Raw genomic sequence first — 19,295 nt, 5'->3', positions numbered from 1 at the left:
TATTCACACTTCCCCTCTTAAAGCGGGTACGAGTAACCACACGCACGGCATATCGGCTGAATAAGATTGTGTAGGTAAAGAAGCGGCGTGTGATGTCAGCCTAATAGAGAGGTGTGATTCAATGGAGCGGCGTTTGATCCTGCATGCCAGCCGCATGCGGTTGCGTTCCCGTCAATTCCGGTATTTTATCCAGAAGCTCGGCTGCAAAAGAAGCCAAACTTTACATTTTACGCTAGTCCACGATACGATGGCGCGCAAGCCCGCTCAGCCCACTTCGCAGAGCAAGACGCGGGCGATGACGCTGCACAAGCCGATGAATCAGCTAGAGCGCCAGCTGTCGCGGATTACGCTGCTGACCCGTGCAAAGCGGCCCGTTCCACTGCTGCGCAAAAACGGTGAAGGTTATGCGGTGTTCATGACCGTCAATTATAGGGAGCAGGCTCGTGGCGACTTCCAGGCGGTTCGCGCCCACTTCATTGATGTCGACCTCAACAAGATCTCCGAAGTGCTGCATACGAGCGAAGAGGTGGAGCGCCGCAAGCAGGAGCTGCAAGCGGACCCCGTGGAGCAGATTGAATCCATCAGCGTAACGCGCACCAAGCAAGGACTCTATCGGCTGCTCGCCCAGCGGGGCAGGCGAAGAGTGTGGCAGCTGAAACGCAAGTTTCTTGCCAAGCATCGGAAGCTCATTCGCGGTTCGATGATCATCGAAACCAAAAACGGCTACCATATCTACTGGACAATCCGAAAAGGATCGATCGGCTGGTTCGTGCCCATTCAGCAAGCACTCGTCCGCAAATTCAACTCCGATCCCAAAATCACGGACCTCGCTCGCGTCATGCGCGTTCCCGGCTTCTATCACCGGAAGAACCCGACAAGCCCTTATCTCGTTCGCGTGAAGCGCTGGGGGAGGAAGCAGCCTTTTACGCAGGCCGAGCTCATCCGGAGCTTAGCATTATCCTTATGAGCAACCATTGACTTGACTGACGGCCTTGCCGTCTTACATATGAAAAAACGGTATATTACGAAGTATGCGACTTATCGATTCATGGATAATGGAGTGTTTTCAAAGTAATTACGCAAGCGAGGAACGGAGTTATTTGCTTAGGGAGGATTTTTCTTGAAATATCCATTTGATTGCATAACCGACCTTGTATTTGTTGAAGAAGAAGAGATATTTCCATCCGATATTATCTTGGTGCCTGGTGGAAGTCATATTAAACCAATGGAGATGGCTTCAGAATTGTATCTTGCTGGGATTGCGCCTTACATATTACCTTCTGGTGGCTTAAACTCAAAAATTGAGGTAACAGAATGGGAGCACCTGCAGAGAATAGGATTGTCTCTTGGTGTGCCTGAAAGCGCCATACTGAAGGAAGACCAAGCGAGAAATACATTTGACAATGCCAGAAATTCTTGGCATGTAATAAATGAGAGCCAACTAAACGTTAAGAATGCAGTCATTGTATGCAAGTCCTTCTTTGCCAGGAGGGCATTAATGACATACCAGACTGTTTTCCCGCCAAACGTAAGTTTTAAAGTAAAGCTGGATGAAAGTCGTATTAGCAGAACCAACTGGTATTACAGTGAGGCAGGAATAAGCGCTGTTCTAAATGAGGCCGAGAAGATAACAAAATATTTTGGACATCATATTCCAAACTGGGTCAAACAAACAGAAGTGGTTTGAGCATTTGATAACTCGCTTTAACATGATAATATAGCTGTGTTTTGCTGTAACTGGCCCATACCTATCGTATGGAATATAAAGTTAATTGTGATGAAGGAGGATACATATGCTGTTTCACTTCAGCGAAGACGATAGTATCCATATATTTGCACCAAAAGTGAAGCAAAATCGTCCGGATCTTCCTGCGGTAGTTTGGGCAATTGATGAAGAGCACGAGTTTTCTTACTATTTCCCTAGAGACTGTCCCCGCATTGTATGTAGGAAAGATGAGGCGACAACAGACCAACATTTAAAATTATTCTTTAATCATTCCATTGCCAGTACCATAGTTACAGTGGAAAGTGATTGGTATACGAGGATAGCAAAGCAAACCATGTATAGATATTGCTTTGACGATGAGGGTTTTGAGCTTTTTGATGAAACAGGATATGGAATTCATAGATTTAATAACGCCAAAAAACTCTAACTTAGGAAACTATCAGGAAACTAACGAGGAACGAGTTCAATCAAAGGCTGCCGAAAAGGATCGGTGGCTTTTTCTCAATTAACGGGAGATTAGCTTATAATGCTGAGAATTCGAACCGCGGCGAGAGCAATAATTATCAAGGAAGAAAAGTTGCTTTTATTAAGAAGAATCGGAGTCCAAGTAGAAACGAAAAACGACCATGCTCTGAGATTATATGAATCGGTTGGATTCAAAGTGGTCCATGCGCAGGATTATTATAGCTATCACTGAGGACTTAATAAAATGTGCGCTCTGACTATCTCATCTATGGTGATTTTTTCATAGATTAGTATAAATGGAAGGGGGCATTAGAATGGCGAAAGTCGGCGTTGTCATGCCGGTTTATTACCAGAATGAAGCGTATATGCGAATGGCAATTCAAACGATGCGCAATCAAGATTATCGAAACTTTACCTTCCTAATTGTCATCGATGGAGCGCCTGAGCTACTTCCGCTTATTCAGGAGTGCACCATAGGAGATCCCCGGGTAACGATCGTTTCCTATCCGGTTAATCAAGGCGTCGCATTTGCGCTTAATTACGGATTTGAAATCTTAATGGACCAAGGTTACGAATACTTGACATGGGTATCGACAGATAACATCTATTACCGGCAATTTTTGGGCACGTTAGTGAACGCATTGGATCAAGCGGATCCCAATGTGGGTATCGTCTACAGCAGCTTTAATCAAATATTCGAAAACGGCGAGCCCGCACATACACCGGAGTTTCTCCTCACACTGCGCAGCTGGCAGAACCGTCCCAAGGAGGCACTGCTTGACGGCTGCATCATCGGGCCTTCCTTTATTCACCGTGCGGTATATTGCCGACTCGTAGACGGATATCGGTTTAAATATATTCAAGACTACGATTATTGGCTGCGTATGACCGATTCTTGCGACATCAAGTACTTGCCTGTCGAGCTGATGGATTATCGGATTAATTCTCCATTTAGCTTGTCTACTCACATTGCAAATGATAGCTCAAAGCACCGCTTATGCTGGAACGAGGTTCACAGGGCCCATTATGAAACGCGCCAGAGGCGAAGCATACCGCTTTTGTTTAGCGTATTGTTCATTGTAAAACCGGGCGAAGTAGCTCGTGCTCATACTGCGCTGGGAAACATCATTGACCAGTACGAGACCAACTGCGAGCTGATCATCGTCAGCCTGACGACGCAACGAGAAATAGATGAGATTATAGAACCGTTCCACGACCCTCGTGTGCGAATCTTGTATTACGTCAATCATTCGATCAACTACGCGTTGCTCAAGGCACTTGGGAGAGCGAAGGCGGAGTGGTGTATTATTTTTGACAGTGAGCATGCTCCGATGGATGTTACTGTCATCCGTACCCTGAAAGAATCGAAGCTTATGGATGCGAGCTTGACGTCAACGGTCTCCAATTACAACGGGGAAATCACGTCATCGGGAACGATTACGTATTTGTACCAGACCATGACCGTTCGCTCGAGGATGCAGGCGTTTGTACAAGCGTCGTTGTAGGCTGTTTGGAGATCCAGTGATAGGCATCAAAAAAGAGCCGTTTGTCGGCTCTTTTTTGATGCGGAGAAACTCGTGCCCGAGGACAAGAACATTGGCTGATTGCAGAACAAACTCAGCTGCTAAAAGGAATTAACTTAAGGAACACGCTCATTAAGCTAAGGGAGGATTGTTTAATCACTTGACGAATACTTTATTGGATAAATTGCAAAATTCTATGAGTTCCCTCAAAATAATAAAAAAACATTTTTAAACGGGGTGAAGAAATTAAAGGTAAAAAAAACCAATTTATTATTCTAGTCATAATATTTGTACTAATTTTGATAATAGGGGCCTCGATTGCAATTTATTACTTATATAAGTTACTTCAGCCGCTCGGGGACTTGTCTATCTAGAGTTACGATTCGGCGAAGGAGGATACATATGCTTTTTCACTTCAGCGAAGACGATAGTATCCATATATTTGCACCAAAAGTGAAGCAAAATCGTCCGGATCTTCCTGCGGTAGTTTGGGCAATTGATGAAGAGCACGAGTTTACTTACTATTTCCCTAGAGATTGTCCCCGCATTGTATGTAGGAAAGATGAGGCGACAACAGACCAACATTTAAAATTATTCTTTAATCATTCCATTGCCAATACCATAGTTACAGTGGAAAGTGATTGGTATACGAGGATAGCAAAGCAAACCATGTTTAGATATTGCTTCGACGATGAGGGTTTTGAGCTTTTTGATGAAACAGCTGGCTATTACATCTCTCGCCAAGTAGTTAAACCTACCTCAGTTGAAAAATATGAGAACTTATTGGAGAGACTGCTCCTAAAAGGAGTTGAATTAAGATTCACAACAAATTTATATCCGCTTCGGGAAGCGATATTAGCTTCCGACTTCAAAGGATATGGGATTCATAGATTTAATAACGCCAAAATACTCTGACTCAGGAAACTAATGAGGAACGAGTTCAATCAAAGGCTGCCGAAAAGGATCGGTGGCTTTTTTAAATTAACGGGAGGTTATCTTATAATGCTGAGAATTCGAACTGCGGCGAGAGCTATAATTATCAAGGAAGAAAAGTTGCTTTTATTAAGAAGAATCGGAGTCCAAGGGGAATTTTATGTTCTCCCTGGTGGTGGTCAAGAACATGGCGAAAGCATTCAAGAAACCTTGGTTAGAGAAGTGCTTGAAGAAGTGAGTTTGGAGGTCGAAATTGAGGGTCTTCTTTTTATAAATGAATTTATTGCTAAAAGAGACTCTCTATTCCCTGAGTTAGAACCGGATGTTCATCAAATTGATTTTACATTTCTATGTAAGATATGTTCGACAAATGAAGCACAGGTTGGACTCACACCTGACTTGCATCAGGTAGGCATAGCATGGATACCGCTTAAAGAAATTACCGACTATGAATTGCATCCCGATAATGATGTTCATTTTATTCTGGGAGCACCGACGAGAAATGCTTTATCACAATGGATTACTAAAAAAGAAAGCATAGTAGCGCCTACATTTATTGCGGGCTAAACTAACGGAGAACTTTATTCGACCAAACGAGGGGAGGGATGAAGGATTAACATCGATTCCATTAGAAATGAATTGTTGAGACTTGAAGAAAAGTTATTAACACCAGAGGTTCGAACTTCAGCAATTGAACTTTCTAAGTTACTAGCGGATAATTTTTTTGAATTTGGGAGCTCGGGAAAGGTTTGGAGTATAAAAAGTGGCTGGGGTCTGAATGGAATTGGCACTGTGCAAATGAGTTTAAGTGATTTTGAAATTCATCCTCTATCTGAGGAACTAGTTTTAACCACTTATCAGATCTTCAATGAAGAAAAAAGACAGTTTTCGTTGCGTAGTTCGATTTGGAAATATGAAAATGAAAATTGGCGGATGTTTTTTCATCAGGGGACACTGATCCCTTAAGCTATCGGGCACAATCACGGAATGGAAAAGGAGCAGTTTGCCGGTGGCAGCTGCTCCTTGTTTCGTTGGCGTATAGTCGATGGAAAATAGCTTTATACTCAATTATTAGTGTATTACGCAGAAAAAGATAAGTCTATAAATGACTGGAAATTTCATGTAAAGTTGGTTTACCGGGCCGGTAGTACCTATATTGGAGGTTCACTGTGGCGAGTCCAGAGATTATAGATAAAGTGGTAAAGTCTTTTGCGTTTGATCATAACTCTTCTGAGTTTATAAGCGATTCGACTAATAAGGTTTTTCGTGTCACAAAGAATAATGAGGCTATATTTTTAAGAATAACTGAAAAACCTCAAGCTTATGTCGACAAAATAAAGGCGGAACTTGATTGGATAGGTTACTTAGTAAACCACGGTGTCCGCGCATCATTGCCAATCAGAACTATAGATAATGAATTAACTGCTGTGTATGAAGAGAATGGGAAATGCTTTATTGCAACAGCTTTTCAGGGTGCACCAGGAAGATTTTTTGATAAAGACGATCCTAATTTGTGGGGGACATATGTATTTAGGCAATGGGGAGAAACGATGGGGAAGATGCATATGCTTTCAAAATCGTATCAGCCCTTAGATATTAGGAGAGATGAATGGCGGAGTTCTGAGATTACGAACCCAAATTTACAACATGGCCAGTATCATATGCTCTTAGAGAGATTAAAATCTCTCGAAACCAGAATTATGAAACTACCTCGTGATGGTAATTCATATGGTTTGATTCACAACGACTTCCATCCCTATAATTTCCATATCAATGATAATACGATTACGGTCTTTGATTTTGACGATTGCATCTATGGTTGGTTTGCGCTGGACATTGCGATTGCGGCAACACATGCTGTTTGGTGGGGGGCTCCAAAGGACGATAGACATTCCAAGAATACCTTCGCAAACAAGTTCTTGAACGAATTCCTTAAAGGGTATCTTAAGTATAACCTCCTAAATGAGTATTGGATGAAACAAATTCCATTGTTTATGGACTATAGAAACATATGCTCATATTTTTGGTGGCTCGGTAGCTGGGACGGAGATGAGTCTAAGTTGAATGACTTTCAGCGAGGAGCAATCGCTAATGCCGTAATGTTAATCGAAAATGGGCAAGCTTTCGATGGCTGCGAGATCGTACTTAATTAGGGACGGGACACGATAGAGCAATGACAACAGGCTGCCGATTATTTTCAATAGTAAATCTGCTTTGTTTTGAATGTTTTTCGGTATTTGTTTCGTCATTATAATAGAGGGGGGTGAAAGGTTGAACAGTCTATCGGAGTCTGAACTTGTAAGGCGATCGATATTTGGCGATCAAGAAGCGTTTGCAACACTGGTTCGTAAATATTCGAATGTTGTTTATGGGGTTGCTTATAGCACTGTGAATGATTTCTATACTGCACAAGATATTGCGCAGGAGGCTTTCGTGAAGGCTTGGTATAACTTGGGGAAGCTTCGAGACAGAGAGAAGCTTGGGAGTTGGTTAATCAGCATTACCCGAAATTTATGCAATGACAGTTATAGAAAACAACAACCGCTCTTATGTTCTCTTGAAGCAGTCGTAAATATGTCCGAACCCGTGTCATTGGATGAACAAATTGAACGGAAATTAGAAGAAAAGGCCGTGTGGGATGCATTGCAGGAATTGGAAGAGATCTACCGCACTTCGGCTTTGATGTATTACATAGGAGGCTTTAATGCAAGAGAGATAAGTGATCTGCTGGACGTTCCAGTAAGAACAACCGAGAGCCGTCTACGGAGAGCCAAAGCATTGCTGAAAAAGGAGCTGATTGAATTGGTAGAAGACAAGGCAACGGAAAGAAAATTGAACGAATCGTTTGTTGAGCAAGTTAAGGCACGAATCAAAGGTGCCTCGTTCGTGCTATTGGCTAGGAAGCTGGATGAGTCAGTCGCATTCTATGAAAGACTCGGCTTTGTTACCGAAAATATCGGCGGACATATCCATGTCAGTCATGGCGGTGCTACGTTTATATTGCATCCAGCCAAGCAAGAAAGTGACGTGCGTCCGTATTCCTCCACTGAGGACGGAAACTACTTTGATGTATTTTGCTATACGGACCGGGAAGGGCTGCAACAACTGGTGGAGACGTTTCAAACAAACGGCATAGAAATCGTCAGAGGTCCAAATTGGAATGATCATTGGAGCGAGGTCACAATTCGCGACCTTGATGGTTATTGCATCGCATTCGGGGCATAACCGAAAAGGATAGGATGAAGAAACATGTAGAGAATGATAAACTCATCATTGAAAGGCTTGATATGATAATTAATGCTCAAAAAGATAATTCTGAATGATTTGTTGATTGAGCTATAACATCCAATAGGTATGTAAATCCTCCGTTTGCCCTATGGCTGCGGGATTTTTTTTTGTTTTTAATGAATTACAATGTCTAAGAGGAAGTGAGTTTGGGGGAATTTGAAGTGATTTTCTAAGAGAAATACTTCGTTATTAGGGAAGTTCCACTAATGAAGCAGTTATAGGAAAGCGTAATTGGGGGAATTTTCTCTCGACAAAACACCACATTTTTCTACAATACGTCTAATGTATACTAACCTTGTAATCTATTACATAACACAAGGGGGTAAATGAATTGCCGAAAAACACAACAAGATGGAAAGTGCTTTCCAGCATCACCGCTAGTGCCCTGGTGACAAGCACCTTATTTAGTGGAACGTTCGCCTTTGCTCATGAGGAGAGACAAGCAGCACAAGCAGCAATACAGGAATGGACAACGACTGATTTAGGTGTGGCTAATGACGAAAGATTAATAGAGTTGTTAAAAAAGCAAGGGAAAATCGCAAAGGATGCAAGTCCAGCAGAAGCTGAAAAAGCGTTGACAGTTTTTTTGAAAGCGAAAAATCAAGCAGTGAAACCAAAAGGCTTCGATTCCGATGTTTTGGAAGTGCTTAAAGATAAATCGAATGCAAGCGCAAAAGGATTGAGCAAAGGCAAAGGTAATAAATTAGGACAAGCAAATAAATCGAAGGTTGATTCTGTAGAAGAAGAAGACTATAACGGGGATGTCCGTACGGATAAAGTACTCGTATTGGCAATCGATTTTCCGGATTACCCGAAAAGCTCGATTACCAAAGAAGAAACCGATATGTTTTACGAAGACTACACCCATGAACATTTCCAATCAATGATTTTCGGACCAAATGGTTATACCGGGCCAAATGGTCAAACGATGATTTCCATGAAGCAATATTATGAAGCACAATCGGGCGGAAGTTATACCGTAGAGGGAACGGTAGCGGGCTGGTATACAGCCGATCATCCGGCTGCTTACTACGGAGGGAACTATCCAACGCCGGATGGCAGCGACATTAACGCCAGAGGCCTGGTGATAGAAGCGTTGAAAAAAGCCGCTCAAGATCCTTCCATCAACTTAGCGGATTACGATGTATGGGATCGTGACGATTATAACGGAAACGGCATTTACAATGAGCCTGACGCCATCATTGACCACTTAATGGTCATTCATTCCGGAGTAGGTGAAGAAGCGGGTGGCGGAAGCTTAAGTTATGATGCGATTTGGTCACATCGTTCGAAACTTGCTTCAGGTCCAATTGGGGTTCCGGGCGGAAAATCAAACAGCGACCGCTTTGGAGGATTATTAGGCGCTTGGGATTATACGATTGAACCAGAAGACGGAGCAGCAGGTGTTTTCTCTCATGAATTTGGTCACGATTTAGGCCTTCCGGATGAATATGACACGCAATACACGGGAGCTGGAGAACCGGTCGCGTATTGGTCTATCATGTCTGCAGGAAGCTGGGCAGGAGCCGTTCCAGGTACGGAACCGTCTGGCTTCAGTCCATATGACAAAGAAATGCTTCAGCATTTACATGGTGGAAACTGGCTAAGCGGAACCACAATTCACGCGAATGATGTTACGAGCGCGGGAACAACGTTTCTATTGGATGAGGCTTCCACTAAAGGAACCAACCATGACGCGGTACGTGTGGATTTACCAGATAAAGAAAATCACGTCAACATTCCCACAAGCGGAACCTATGAGTATTATAGTGGTTCAGGAAATGATATGGAACATTCGATGACGGCAAATGTGAACCTGACAAATGCGGCTCATCCGACTTTAACATTCCAAGCTTGGTACGACATTGAAGAAGATTGGGATTATGCGTCTGTTCAAGTGAAAGAAGAAGGGTCTAATGTGTGGACTTCTGTTCCAGGAACCATCACGAAGGACAGCGATCCGAACCACCAAAATCCAGGTCACGGGATTACCGGTACATCAAACGGGTGGATGCCGGCTGCATTTGATTTAGGTGCGTATGCAGGAAAACAAGTGAGCATTAAGTTTAACTATTGGACAGACCCTTATGTCGCCCAGCGTGGATTCTACGTGGACGATATTCAAATCACGTCTGATGACCAAACGATTGTATCGGATAATGCAGAAGGAACTACAACGTTTACGTTCCAAGGTTTCGTTAGAGATAAAGGAACTTATTTCGCTACACATTACTACCTATTAGAATGGAGATCTCATAACGGGGTGGATGCGGCTTTAGGACATATTCGCCGCGGTGCAAGTCTTATGAGTTATGATCCAGGTTTAGTGGTTTGGTATGTAGATGAAACATTTGACAATAATTGGACAGGACTTCACCCAGGTGACGGATTCCTAGGCGTTGTCGATGCGGATCAGCGTGCAATGAACTGGAGCGATAAAGCGGTTGCTTCTTCTCGTTATCAAGTCCATGACGCTGCATTTGGATTGAATAAAACAAATTCCATGTTCTTAGATTACCAAGACCTTTTAGGCATTTCGATGAAAGACAATTATACTGCTCGCAACCCATTGTTTGATGACCGTGCGGATTTCTCAAACCCTGGTCTTGTCGATACGGGACGTAACATTCCAACTTTCGGATTGAAATTCCGAGTGGTGGGTGAAAGTGCGGATGGCACAGTCGGTAAAGTCTTGATTTTTAAATAGGTCGACTAGTAAGTTCTGGTAACCTCATAATTTGCACGGGACGGTGCAGATTGTAGTTAAATTACGATTGTGATAAACTGTACCTAATTTTGATGACGGGGGTTGAACGAATACATGTAGAACTTTCTTGCTGCGAGATCACGAGAGGAACGGACTCAGCTATCGGCTGTGGTTGGTTTATTTCGTCTCTGCAAGAAAGGTCTGCATTTCGTTTGCGCTCCCTATCCGGACAATCATTCGGCCCCTTGGAAAGGGGGCCGGATTTCCTCGTATGGATCAGAGACGCAAGAAAGCACCTTTCTTGCGTCTCTTTTTATTTCCTTACGAAAGGATGATCGCCATGTCCGCGATACAGGTATCCAATCTTACTTTTGCCTATCCAGGTAGTTATGACTATATATTCGAAAATGTTCATTTTCAAATCGATACAGACTGGAAGCTGGGGTTTACAGGGCGAAACGGTCGGGGGAAGACGACGTTCTTTAACCTGCTGCTGGGGAAATACGAATACAGCGGCATGATCTCCGCACCGGTCGCCTTTGATTATTTTCCGTTTCCCGTCGAACATCCGGCATATTTGACCGTCGACGTCATCGAAGAGATCGTGCCAGGCTATGAGCGCTGGAAGTTGATGCGCGAACTGAACCTGCTTAAGGTTTCGGAAGACGTGTTGTACCGGCCATTCGAATCGCTGTCCCAAGGCGAGCAGACAAAGGTACTGCTGGCCGTGCTATTCATCCAGGATAATCGATTTCTGCTCATCGATGAGCCAACCAATCATCTCGACTTTCACGCACGAAAGCTTGTTGGTGATTATCTGAATACGAAACGCGGGTTTATTCTTGTTTCACACGATCGGGCATTTCTCGACCGCTGTGTCGATCATATTCTATCGATCAACAAAACGAATATCGAAATCCAAAAAGGCAACTTCTCCAGCTGGTGGACGAACAAAACTCGCCAGGACACGTTCGAATTGGCACAAAACGAAAAGTTGTACAAAGACATACAGCGTTTATCGACTTCTGCCAAACGCACGAGCGGCTGGTCTCACGAGATTGAAAAATCGAAAAACGGCACACGAAATTCCGGCTCCAAGCTGGACAAAGGATACGTTGGTCACAAAGCAGCAAAAATGATGAAGCGCGCTAAATCCATCGAACAGCGGCAAAACACCGCCGTAGAGGAGAAGTCGAAACTGCTCCGAAATATTGAACAGTCAGAAAGCCTTATGATCTCTCAGCTCGCATATCCCAAATCCGAACTGGCCGTGCTGGATCACGTCACGATTTACTACGGGGAAAAACCGGTTTGCGAGAACGTTCGTTTGACGATCGAACAAGGAGATCGGATCGCAATTTCAGGTCCAAACGGTTCCGGCAAGTCTAGCTTGCTCCGCTTGCTCAACGGTGAGGCACTTCACTATACAGGCACGTTTCGTCTGGATCCGCAGCTTCGCGTTTCCTATGTATCCCAGAGTACCTCTCATCTGCGAGGATCGCTTTCCGATTATGCGGCAGAGCACGGAATCGACGAAAGCTTATTTAAGGCCTTGTTGCGTAAGCTTGATTTCGCCCGTATCCAGTTTGAGAAGGATATGTCGGCGTTTAGCGGCGGGCAGAAGAAGAAGGTTCTGATCGCGAGAAGCTTATGCGAAGAGGCTCATCTGCATATTTGGGACGAACCGCTCAACTTTGTCGACGTGATTTCCCGGATGCAGATTGAGGAGCTACTGCTTGAGTACGCGCCGACTATTGTGTTTGTGGAGCATGATCGGGAATTTCACGACCGTGTCGCCACGAAAACGATTGAACTCGGTGAGGGTTAGATTTAAGGAGCAGTTTGCCGGTCGCAGCTGCTCCTTTTTCATTAGGATAAAAGATGAATAGTTCCAATTATGATTAACAGGAGGAAATTATTGGTTCGAAATAGAATTATAATTTGATATGACACATTGAGAGAAGAGAAGGTGGACATATGCAAGTGAATGATGCAATCAAAGTGGAGGCAACACCGCAAGACATTACAGGCGTGACTTGTATTTACGTTCCAGTCAGTGATGTATACGAATCCGTTAAATGGTATCAGAAAAATTTAGGATGCCAACCTGCGAACAACCATCGTGTAGAGCCTGGGATGAAAATGTCAATCATGAGATTCCTCGATGCTAATGGAAACCCTCATGACCCTGCTACAGGGTCGATTCCTGCTTTGTTCCTAATCGAATCTGGGGCTGAAGGTGGACGACTAGGATTTACAGGAACATGGGAAGGCGGTCAACGCCATGCTGTTGGATGTTTCGTTTCTCCTCGTATCCAAGAGCTTTTCGAACGTTTTAAGGAAAACGGAGTGAACATCGTAGGAGAAATTCGGCAAACTTGCGGTCCAAACTTACCGTTCTATGACCCTGACGGTAACCTTTGGGAAATATGGCAGCCTTAATCGCTTAATTAACGGAGAACACGTTGATTGAAAAAAAAATGGAGCAGATTGCCGGTGGCATCTGCTCCATTTTCATTAAGCGAAAGGGCATTTCATGAGGAGCGACTTCCAGATGAGTGAAAATCAAATAACAAAGCAAATAATTAAATCTGTCAGTTATAACTTGCCAGTCCTCGATATTGAGAAAGCCGGAGAGTGGTATGCTAAGCATCTTGGATTCGGGCATATCGAACCGAAGGGCGGCGAGATGATTCTTCCAAACGGTACTTGGATTAGCTTCTTTACTCCTGATACTGACGAAGGCAGCATGTGGTACATCGGGGGGCAAAACTCCTCTTGCGGAAGATTTTTTGATTTTTATAATTTAAACGGTCTTAAACTAGGCGCATGGAAAGGTACCTGGAAAGCAACCGGTATTATCATGCTCAATCTTGCTGATTCACTAAAACAAGCATACATCGAAGAAACCTGGCGTTGATCTTACAGGAAACGATAGCTAAAAGAACAAGGAGCAGTTTGCCGGCGGCAGCTGCTCCTTGTTTCGTTGAAGTAACGGGCAGGATACTTCCAATAAGCAACGAATATTACTCTTCTAGGCAGCTTAACTATTGTTGAGCAAATCGCAATTAGGATCTTGGAGTAGCCGGTGGCCGGGGATCCATGAATGATAAAAAAGACTTTTCAAAGCAGTGAGTCGCTAATTTATCGAAAAATTATTTTGGCAATAATCTAACTCAATATATTAAATAACGAGGTGCTAAATGAACAGGATTGAAGAATTTTTTAAAGAAATAGCAAATGGAGATTTAAACAAAATTAGATTATTTATTGAAAATGGTGTTGATATTAACGAAAAAGATGTAAACGGCCAGACGGCACTAATGGTTGCAGTTATGAATAATTACCCAGCAGTAGTGAAATATTTGCTTGAAAACAAAGCTGATGTAAATGCTTATGGTATTCATACTGAAGACAGAAATCCTATAAATTATGCTTCTGCTAATGGCTTACTTGATGTTGTTAAAGTATTGCTTGAATATCAACCAAATATGAAGCTTCTAAATATTTATGGCGGAACTCCTTTAATACCTGCTTGCGAACAAGGTTATTATGAAGTGGCAAAAATACTGTTAGAAAAAACAGATGTAGAAGTTAACCATATTAATAAATTAGGATATACCGCTCTGTATGAAGTAACATTTCGCCCTAACAGAGGGGGAAAATATGCAGACATAACAAATTTACTAATTAAACACGGTGCAGACATTAATATTAAAGATAAAAACGGAAAGACTCCTTTGGAAATAGCAAGAAAAAATGAATTAACCAGTATAGTTGATATTTTAGAAAAAACAAATAATTGATTTTTGAATTCTAATAGGAAATTGCGTAAATAAATGAATCACGGAATTCGCGGAAATAAAGTTGTTACGCTAACGGGGAACTATAGATGAATCTAATAAGGAGCAGTTTGCCGCGGCAACTGCTCTTTATTTTCATAAAGAATTGGCAGGATAGCACCTGGCTACAACGGAATAATCGTTTGTGGAGGGACTGCAGCTTCATTCTCGTTCTGGAATAGTGGTCCTCCACGGTGATTTTACGCCATATTGGAGCGCTCAACATTGATGGGACAGGATGCTGTCGCATTTAGTTAAATGTGGTGTAGCAATGGTTATTGATAAAAAAGGATAATTGCACCATGGAATATTTCGTTATAATGAATTTAGTTATTTCTATCATCACGCGATCGGATAGGAGCAGATATGCACAAAACAGAGATCGTGCAACGAGGCATCGATTATATTGAAGCGCGGCTCACCGAACCACTTGCACTTGAGGAGATAGCGGCGTCGGCGTCGATGTCCGTGCCGAATCTGTATCGCATGTTCTATGCGACGACAGGTCACCCCATCAAAGAATACGTACGTAAAAGAAGAACGAGCGAGGCCGCGATTATGCTCCGCCACACGGTCCTTCCCATGATCGAGATCTGCTTCGCTTGCGGGTTCGACACGTACCAGACTTTCGTCAAGACGTTCAAGCGAAATACGGGGTTGACTCCGGCGCAGTACCGTCAGTCGAGCCTGATCTACAGCTTCGAACGCATCGATCTGAGCGAACGCACGAGTTACATGGAAGAGCGCGAAGTGTTCGATCGGTATCCGAGTATCCAGGTCATTCGGCAATCGGCAGCCCGAGGGGTTGGCTATCTGCATGTTGCGGAGAGCGAACGAGGCTTGGAGGCGGCGGCGATCGGCAAGTTTCAGGCACTGCTGTCCGAACTCGAGATCGATATCGGCCAATTCCGATTGTTCGGTTGGAACGTCGATTTCGAAGACAGTCCTCATCCGCATGGGTACCAGATGGTCGCCGTCGGCGAAGGTACGGTCATAGAGGCAGATCATCCGGAGCTTCGGGAGGTCGAGGTCACCGGAGGCTTGTATGCGGTTACACGTTCGCCAGTCGGTGATGAGCGCGGAATCGTAGAGGCATGGAATCGGCTGTTGTCCGAATGGCTTCCGCGAAGCATGTTCTCGCTTGACGAGGGTGTGTTCATGGAAGAGTATCAACGGTTCAATGGTCTGATTACGCGAATGAAGCTGTATCTCCCAGTGAGACGCGGTCAAGACCAGGAAACGCTTGAAATCGTGCGTACGCTTCGCAAGCCGATGATCGTTTTTCGGGCGGAGGGCGACGGCTGCGCGTCGATTGCCGATGAAGCGGCGGTTGATTTTCTAAAACGCAATCGGCTTGCAGGGGATCCCCGGATTCAGTTGTGCATGAGCTACAGCTTTCCACCAGAAGAAAAGAGTGCGTACGAGCTCTACTTGCAGCTGCCGGACGGCTTCATCCTCTCGCCCAAGGACTCGCAACGGACAATATACCTGGAAAGCGGTTGGTATGCCTGCCTCACTACGGCTGCATACGGTTTGATGACAGGCGTGCTGGAGCGCATCCAACGATGGCTCGGCGCGTCCGCGGATTATGAATGGGATGACAGCCGTATATGGTATGCCCATTACATCCCACACGGAAATTTTGAGAATGCGCGTTCGCTGGGGGTCAAGTGCTACGTACCAATTATTATGAAAACGAGCAGAGGAGGACCCGCATGAGACTAATCGCGGGTTAACTCCAAAAATTAAGGAGGATTCCTATGAGTCAATTGCCGGAGAAAAACACACCAGTCATATATCGACCGGTGACCGTTCCAAGAGCCATGAGAATGATCCAACCGGGTAAGCCTTCGGACATGATCGAGCAATCATCGAACGATTTCGCTCAAGGTGCCGAAACAGCAGTGAAAGTCGCGCTCAAAAGAGTGAGTTGCTTCTATATGCCGGTGGACGACGGAGAAGGACTCGTATGGCCTTGGTACGAAAGTACCTTCATGAGAGGCGGCACGCGGGAGCATGACTTTTTTATGGATAAAGTTATGGACACGGAACGAAAGGGGTTGAAAAATACTTTCCTAACGGACGAATGGATTCCAGGACAAATCTACGAAATGTTTTGTGCGCGGTTGGAGACGGACTGTATCGAGGAATTGTATGAGCGGGTCGTAAGTACCGGCGTGGAAGTGGAACCATTGCAGGATCTGGATCACAAAGGGCTTATGTTCGTGTTTAAAGATCCGCAGGGTCACAAGTTCCAAGTATGGCAGCATCCGAACACCGTAACGCAGCCGATGCGTGAAGGGGTGCCAGCTTTTATTAGAGCAACGGCGCTCTTCTTTCCGGCAAGCGATCCACAAGTGTCGTACCTATGGTACAAGGAAACCTTGGGCGGTACTGTTAATGAGGCGGGGCAGCCAGTAACCGAATCAGGAGAGGAAATCTATTTCGTAAAATCACTAGAGCCTGGCAAAACCTATAATTTCGAGGCGCCGGGAAACATTCGCCACTTGGCATTTGTCATGTTCGAGGTTAACGGGCTGGATAAAGTTCATCGGCGCATGATCGAGCAAGGCATTAAGGTCACTTATCAAATCTGGGATCGCGGCGGTTGCGGTCGGCAGTTCCAACTCTATGACCCTGACGGCAACAAGTGGGACATCTGGGAGAGGCAGACGACTGTTCTATGGCGGGAAGAAGGTGCAGGAAGCTCCGATTGGAAGCAGCGGTATTTGTTCGAAGACTACATGGGGCAGCACCTGCTCGACGATTATTTGAATTCATTGAGCAGCAATCGCCTTCGCGAGGCTGCCACCTGTGTCGTATTGATGGAGTACAACAAGATGCGATTCCACGACCCTGAAGGCGTTCGCAATTTGCTGGCTGCATTGGAGCAATTTTGCGATAACACTCCGGATCGATCGTTCCAGATTCTGCTGCGCGAAGGCTGGTACGACGCTCCGCAATTTATTGTGCATCGAGAATTTCAATAGAAGTAAGTATTCAACGAAAAAGGACATCCTTTCACAGGATGTCCTTTTTTCGAAACTTGCTGTTACATATAGCGCGTTGAGCTCAATCGAAAAGGAAGAGTAGCCATGATTTATCAGCATCCATCAATATTGACGAATAAGCTTATAAAATGATCATTGCAGAATGGGATCCATTTAATTCAAAGGTCTATGGTATCGACTAAAGTGCCCCGCCGCCAAAGGACGGCGTAGCCGTTTCGTCTTGTGGCTGCCGGATGATTCGAATATGATGGATGGAGGACGTTTCAAGTAGACCGACCTTAGGAGGCGAAGATGAACGAAGCCGCTTTTGATATGAAGTTATTTGAGAGCTACAAGCCGGGGTTAACCTCGTATTGTTATCGAATGTTGGGATCCATTGATGATGCGGACGATGCTGTACAGGAAACCTATATTCGAGCATGGCAGAGCTGGGATCGATTCAGGCAGGACTCATCCATTAAAACATGGATCTACCGCATAGCGTCGAACCTATGCCTGGACAAGCTGAGGCAAGCGAAGCGCCGTACGCTTCCCGTTGACCTGTCCGACCCGGCGGTCAAGATTGCCGAACCGAACGAAATGCTGCCAGATTCGTCCTGGATTTGGCCCTCACCCGAATTCGGGGAAAATCCGGAAGATGCTCTCGTTCGCAAGGACACCCTTCAGCTCTGCTTTATCGCACTCTTGCAAACCTTGCCGCCTCGTCAACGCGCAGTTCTTATTCTGAGGGATGTCTTTGAATGGTCTTCGAAACAAATTGCGGAAACGTTGGGAATGTCGCCGGCAGCGGCGAACAGCGCCCTGCAGCGAGCCAGGGAGACGATGGACCGAACGCGGCTTCGCTCCGACGAATTTAGCAAGATGGATGTCAATCCCGACCAAAATCTTCTCTCGCGGTATGTGGAAGCGTTTGAGCAATTCGATATCCAAGCGCTTGTGTCATTGTTCCATGAGGAAGGTTGTATGTCCATGCCGCCTTTCGCCATGTGGATAAGCGGGCAAGAAGATTTGTCCGCGTTTTTTGCGCTTACGCGCTGGCATTGCGAGGGGTCCAAATTTATGCCAACTACAGTGAATGGTGGTTATCCCGCTCTAGCGCAGTATGTGCCGGGTAAGGAGGCATCCGTCCTGGTGCCTTGGGGCATTCACGTGATTGAAGTGAAAGATAATCGGATATTCCATGTTCAAAATTTCATAAATGCAAAATTATTTTCCCGATTAGGGCTTCCGGAACAAATAGACCGATGAATTGGGAGATTGGCATTCGTCTATATTAGTGAGAAACAAAATTCCCGTAAAGAGGTGTCCTTCACAATGGAAACAAGCAATCCAACGAAAGTAACCGTAGAGACCGTCGTTCAAGCCCCTGTTGCAAAAGTATGGAGCTATTGGACCGAGCCGAACCACATTACGAAGTGGAATCAACCTTCCGAGGAATGGCATGCGCCAAGAGCGGAGAACGACTTGCGGGTCGGCGGCGAATTCCTGACAAGGATGGAAGCGAAGGATGGCAGCATGGGTTTTGATTTTAGCGGAATTTACGACGAAGTGAAGCTGCATGAGACGATTGCCTACACATTGGGAGACGGACGGAAAGTGGATATTGCGTTCGTCGATCAAGGCGAGACCACTAAGGTCGTTGAAATCTTCGACCCCGAGAGCACTCACCCCGTTGAATTCCAACAGGCGGGTTGGCAAGCGATTATGGATAGTTTCAAACGATATACGGAAGCATCAAAAGAATAAATCGAGGCGCCCATTAGGGCTGAGCCCAGCTTTGATGAGATACTAGTTGAGTAT

General features: G+C 44.8%; 19 protein-coding genes. All 19 read left to right on the top strand.

The genetic code is table 11. From position 1 onward, the window contains the following. The first annotated feature begins 121 nt into the window (after window positions 1-121). Window positions 122-967, top strand: a complete 846-nt coding sequence (locus tag AC506A_RS15225) for a DNA-primase RepB domain-containing protein (protein WP_495461829.1) — start codon at window positions 122-124, stop codon at window positions 965-967. A 153-nt stretch (window positions 968-1,120) separates the two neighbouring features. Further along, window positions 1,121-1,687 (top strand): YdcF family protein, encoded by a 567-nt coding sequence (locus tag AC506A_RS15220; protein WP_495461828.1) that lies wholly within the window; start codon window positions 1,121-1,123, stop codon window positions 1,685-1,687. Between the two features lie 106 nt (window positions 1,688-1,793). Beyond that, window positions 1,794-2,153, top strand: a complete 360-nt coding sequence (locus AC506A_RS15215; protein ID WP_495461827.1) for a DUF6886 family protein — start codon at window positions 1,794-1,796, stop codon at window positions 2,151-2,153. 352 nt (window positions 2,154-2,505) lie between these two features. Next, the gene (locus tag AC506A_RS15210) at window positions 2,506-3,696 is read left to right on the top strand and encodes a glycosyltransferase family 2 protein (RefSeq protein ID WP_495461826.1); all 1,191 of its coding nucleotides are present in this window, start codon (window positions 2,506-2,508) and stop codon (window positions 3,694-3,696) included. 242 nt (window positions 3,697-3,938) lie between these two features. After that, window positions 3,939-4,088, top strand: a complete 150-nt coding sequence (locus tag AC506A_RS15205; protein ID WP_495461916.1) for a hypothetical protein — start codon at window positions 3,939-3,941, stop codon at window positions 4,086-4,088. Between the two features lie 28 nt (window positions 4,089-4,116). Continuing rightward, complete coding sequence (locus tag AC506A_RS15200) at window positions 4,117-4,629, top strand: DUF6886 family protein (protein WP_495461825.1); 513 nt, start codon at window positions 4,117-4,119, stop codon at window positions 4,627-4,629. A gap of 87 nt (window positions 4,630-4,716) precedes the next feature. Beyond that, window positions 4,717-5,214, top strand: a complete 498-nt coding sequence (locus AC506A_RS15195) for an NUDIX domain-containing protein (RefSeq protein WP_495461824.1) — start codon at window positions 4,717-4,719, stop codon at window positions 5,212-5,214. 72 nt (window positions 5,215-5,286) lie between these two features. Beyond that, window positions 5,287-5,613: a nuclear transport factor 2 family protein gene (locus AC506A_RS15190; protein WP_495461823.1), complete on the top strand. Its 327-nt coding sequence runs from the start codon at window positions 5,287-5,289 to the stop codon at window positions 5,611-5,613. Between the two features lie 203 nt (window positions 5,614-5,816). Then, window positions 5,817-6,800 carry a phosphotransferase enzyme family protein gene (locus AC506A_RS15185; RefSeq protein WP_495461822.1) on the top strand — a complete coding sequence of 328 codons (984 nt, stop codon included), beginning with the start codon at window positions 5,817-5,819 and terminating at the stop codon, window positions 6,798-6,800. 118 nt (window positions 6,801-6,918) lie between these two features. Continuing rightward, on the top strand, window positions 6,919-7,872 hold the full coding sequence (locus tag AC506A_RS15180; RefSeq protein ID WP_495461821.1) for a sigma-70 family RNA polymerase sigma factor: 954 nt from the start codon (window positions 6,919-6,921) through the stop codon (window positions 7,870-7,872). A 394-nt stretch (window positions 7,873-8,266) separates the two neighbouring features. Then, on the top strand, window positions 8,267-10,642 hold the full coding sequence (locus AC506A_RS15175) for an immune inhibitor A domain-containing protein (protein ID WP_495461820.1): 2,376 nt from the start codon (window positions 8,267-8,269) through the stop codon (window positions 10,640-10,642). A gap of 340 nt (window positions 10,643-10,982) precedes the next feature. Next, complete coding sequence (abc-f, locus tag AC506A_RS15170; protein ID WP_495461819.1) at window positions 10,983-12,470, top strand: ribosomal protection-like ABC-F family protein; 1,488 nt, start codon at window positions 10,983-10,985, stop codon at window positions 12,468-12,470. A 149-nt stretch (window positions 12,471-12,619) separates the two neighbouring features. Continuing rightward, entirely contained in the window at window positions 12,620-13,084 is a 465-nt protein-coding gene (locus tag AC506A_RS15165; RefSeq protein ID WP_495461818.1) for a VOC family protein, read from the top strand. A gap of 112 nt (window positions 13,085-13,196) precedes the next feature. Further along, window positions 13,197-13,562, top strand: a complete 366-nt coding sequence (locus tag AC506A_RS15160) for a hypothetical protein (RefSeq protein WP_495461817.1) — start codon at window positions 13,197-13,199, stop codon at window positions 13,560-13,562. Window positions 13,563-13,845: 283 nt separating this feature from the next. Beyond that, on the top strand, window positions 13,846-14,448 hold the full coding sequence (locus AC506A_RS15155; RefSeq protein ID WP_495461816.1) for an ankyrin repeat domain-containing protein: 603 nt from the start codon (window positions 13,846-13,848) through the stop codon (window positions 14,446-14,448). 402 nt (window positions 14,449-14,850) lie between these two features. Then, window positions 14,851-16,203 (top strand): helix-turn-helix domain-containing protein, encoded by a 1,353-nt coding sequence (locus AC506A_RS15150; protein ID WP_495461815.1) that lies wholly within the window; start codon window positions 14,851-14,853, stop codon window positions 16,201-16,203. A 41-nt stretch (window positions 16,204-16,244) separates the two neighbouring features. Further along, window positions 16,245-17,474: a VOC family protein gene (locus AC506A_RS15145; RefSeq protein ID WP_495461814.1), complete on the top strand. Its 1,230-nt coding sequence runs from the start codon at window positions 16,245-16,247 to the stop codon at window positions 17,472-17,474. Between the two features lie 312 nt (window positions 17,475-17,786). Continuing rightward, a complete protein-coding gene (locus AC506A_RS15140; protein ID WP_495461813.1) occupies window positions 17,787-18,743 on the top strand; it encodes a sigma-70 family RNA polymerase sigma factor in 957 nt (318 codons plus the stop codon). A gap of 66 nt (window positions 18,744-18,809) precedes the next feature. Continuing rightward, entirely contained in the window at window positions 18,810-19,241 is a 432-nt protein-coding gene (locus tag AC506A_RS15135) for an SRPBCC family protein (RefSeq protein WP_495461812.1), read from the top strand. Window positions 19,242-19,295: the final 54 nt, after the last annotated feature.

This window comes from Paenibacillus sp. N22P23 (assembly GCF_059383735.1).
Note: the sequence above shows the minus strand (reverse complement) of the source record. Positions and strands in the feature narration are given on the sequence as shown.

Coding starts and splice junctions, on each gene's coding strand:
- AC506A_RS15225 (WP_495461829.1), top strand. CDS start 122: ATGGAGCGGCGTTTGATCCTGCATGCCAGCCGCATGCGGTTGCGTTCC.
- AC506A_RS15215 (WP_495461827.1), top strand. CDS start 1,794: ATGCTGTTTCACTTCAGCGAAGACGATAGTATCCATATATTTGCACCA.
- AC506A_RS15210 (WP_495461826.1), top strand. CDS start 2,506: ATGGCGAAAGTCGGCGTTGTCATGCCGGTTTATTACCAGAATGAAGCG.
- AC506A_RS15200 (WP_495461825.1), top strand. CDS start 4,117: ATGCTTTTTCACTTCAGCGAAGACGATAGTATCCATATATTTGCACCA.
- AC506A_RS15195 (WP_495461824.1), top strand. CDS start 4,717: ATGCTGAGAATTCGAACTGCGGCGAGAGCTATAATTATCAAGGAAGAA.
- abc-f (WP_495461819.1), top strand. CDS start 10,983: ATGTCCGCGATACAGGTATCCAATCTTACTTTTGCCTATCCAGGTAGT.
- AC506A_RS15165 (WP_495461818.1), top strand. CDS start 12,620: ATGCAAGTGAATGATGCAATCAAAGTGGAGGCAACACCGCAAGACATT.
- AC506A_RS15160 (WP_495461817.1), top strand. CDS start 13,197: ATGAGTGAAAATCAAATAACAAAGCAAATAATTAAATCTGTCAGTTAT.
- AC506A_RS15155 (WP_495461816.1), top strand. CDS start 13,846: ATGAACAGGATTGAAGAATTTTTTAAAGAAATAGCAAATGGAGATTTA.
- AC506A_RS15150 (WP_495461815.1), top strand. CDS start 14,851: ATGCACAAAACAGAGATCGTGCAACGAGGCATCGATTATATTGAAGCG.
- AC506A_RS15145 (WP_495461814.1), top strand. CDS start 16,245: ATGAGTCAATTGCCGGAGAAAAACACACCAGTCATATATCGACCGGTG.
- AC506A_RS15140 (WP_495461813.1), top strand. CDS start 17,787: ATGAACGAAGCCGCTTTTGATATGAAGTTATTTGAGAGCTACAAGCCG.
- AC506A_RS15135 (WP_495461812.1), top strand. CDS start 18,810: ATGGAAACAAGCAATCCAACGAAAGTAACCGTAGAGACCGTCGTTCAA.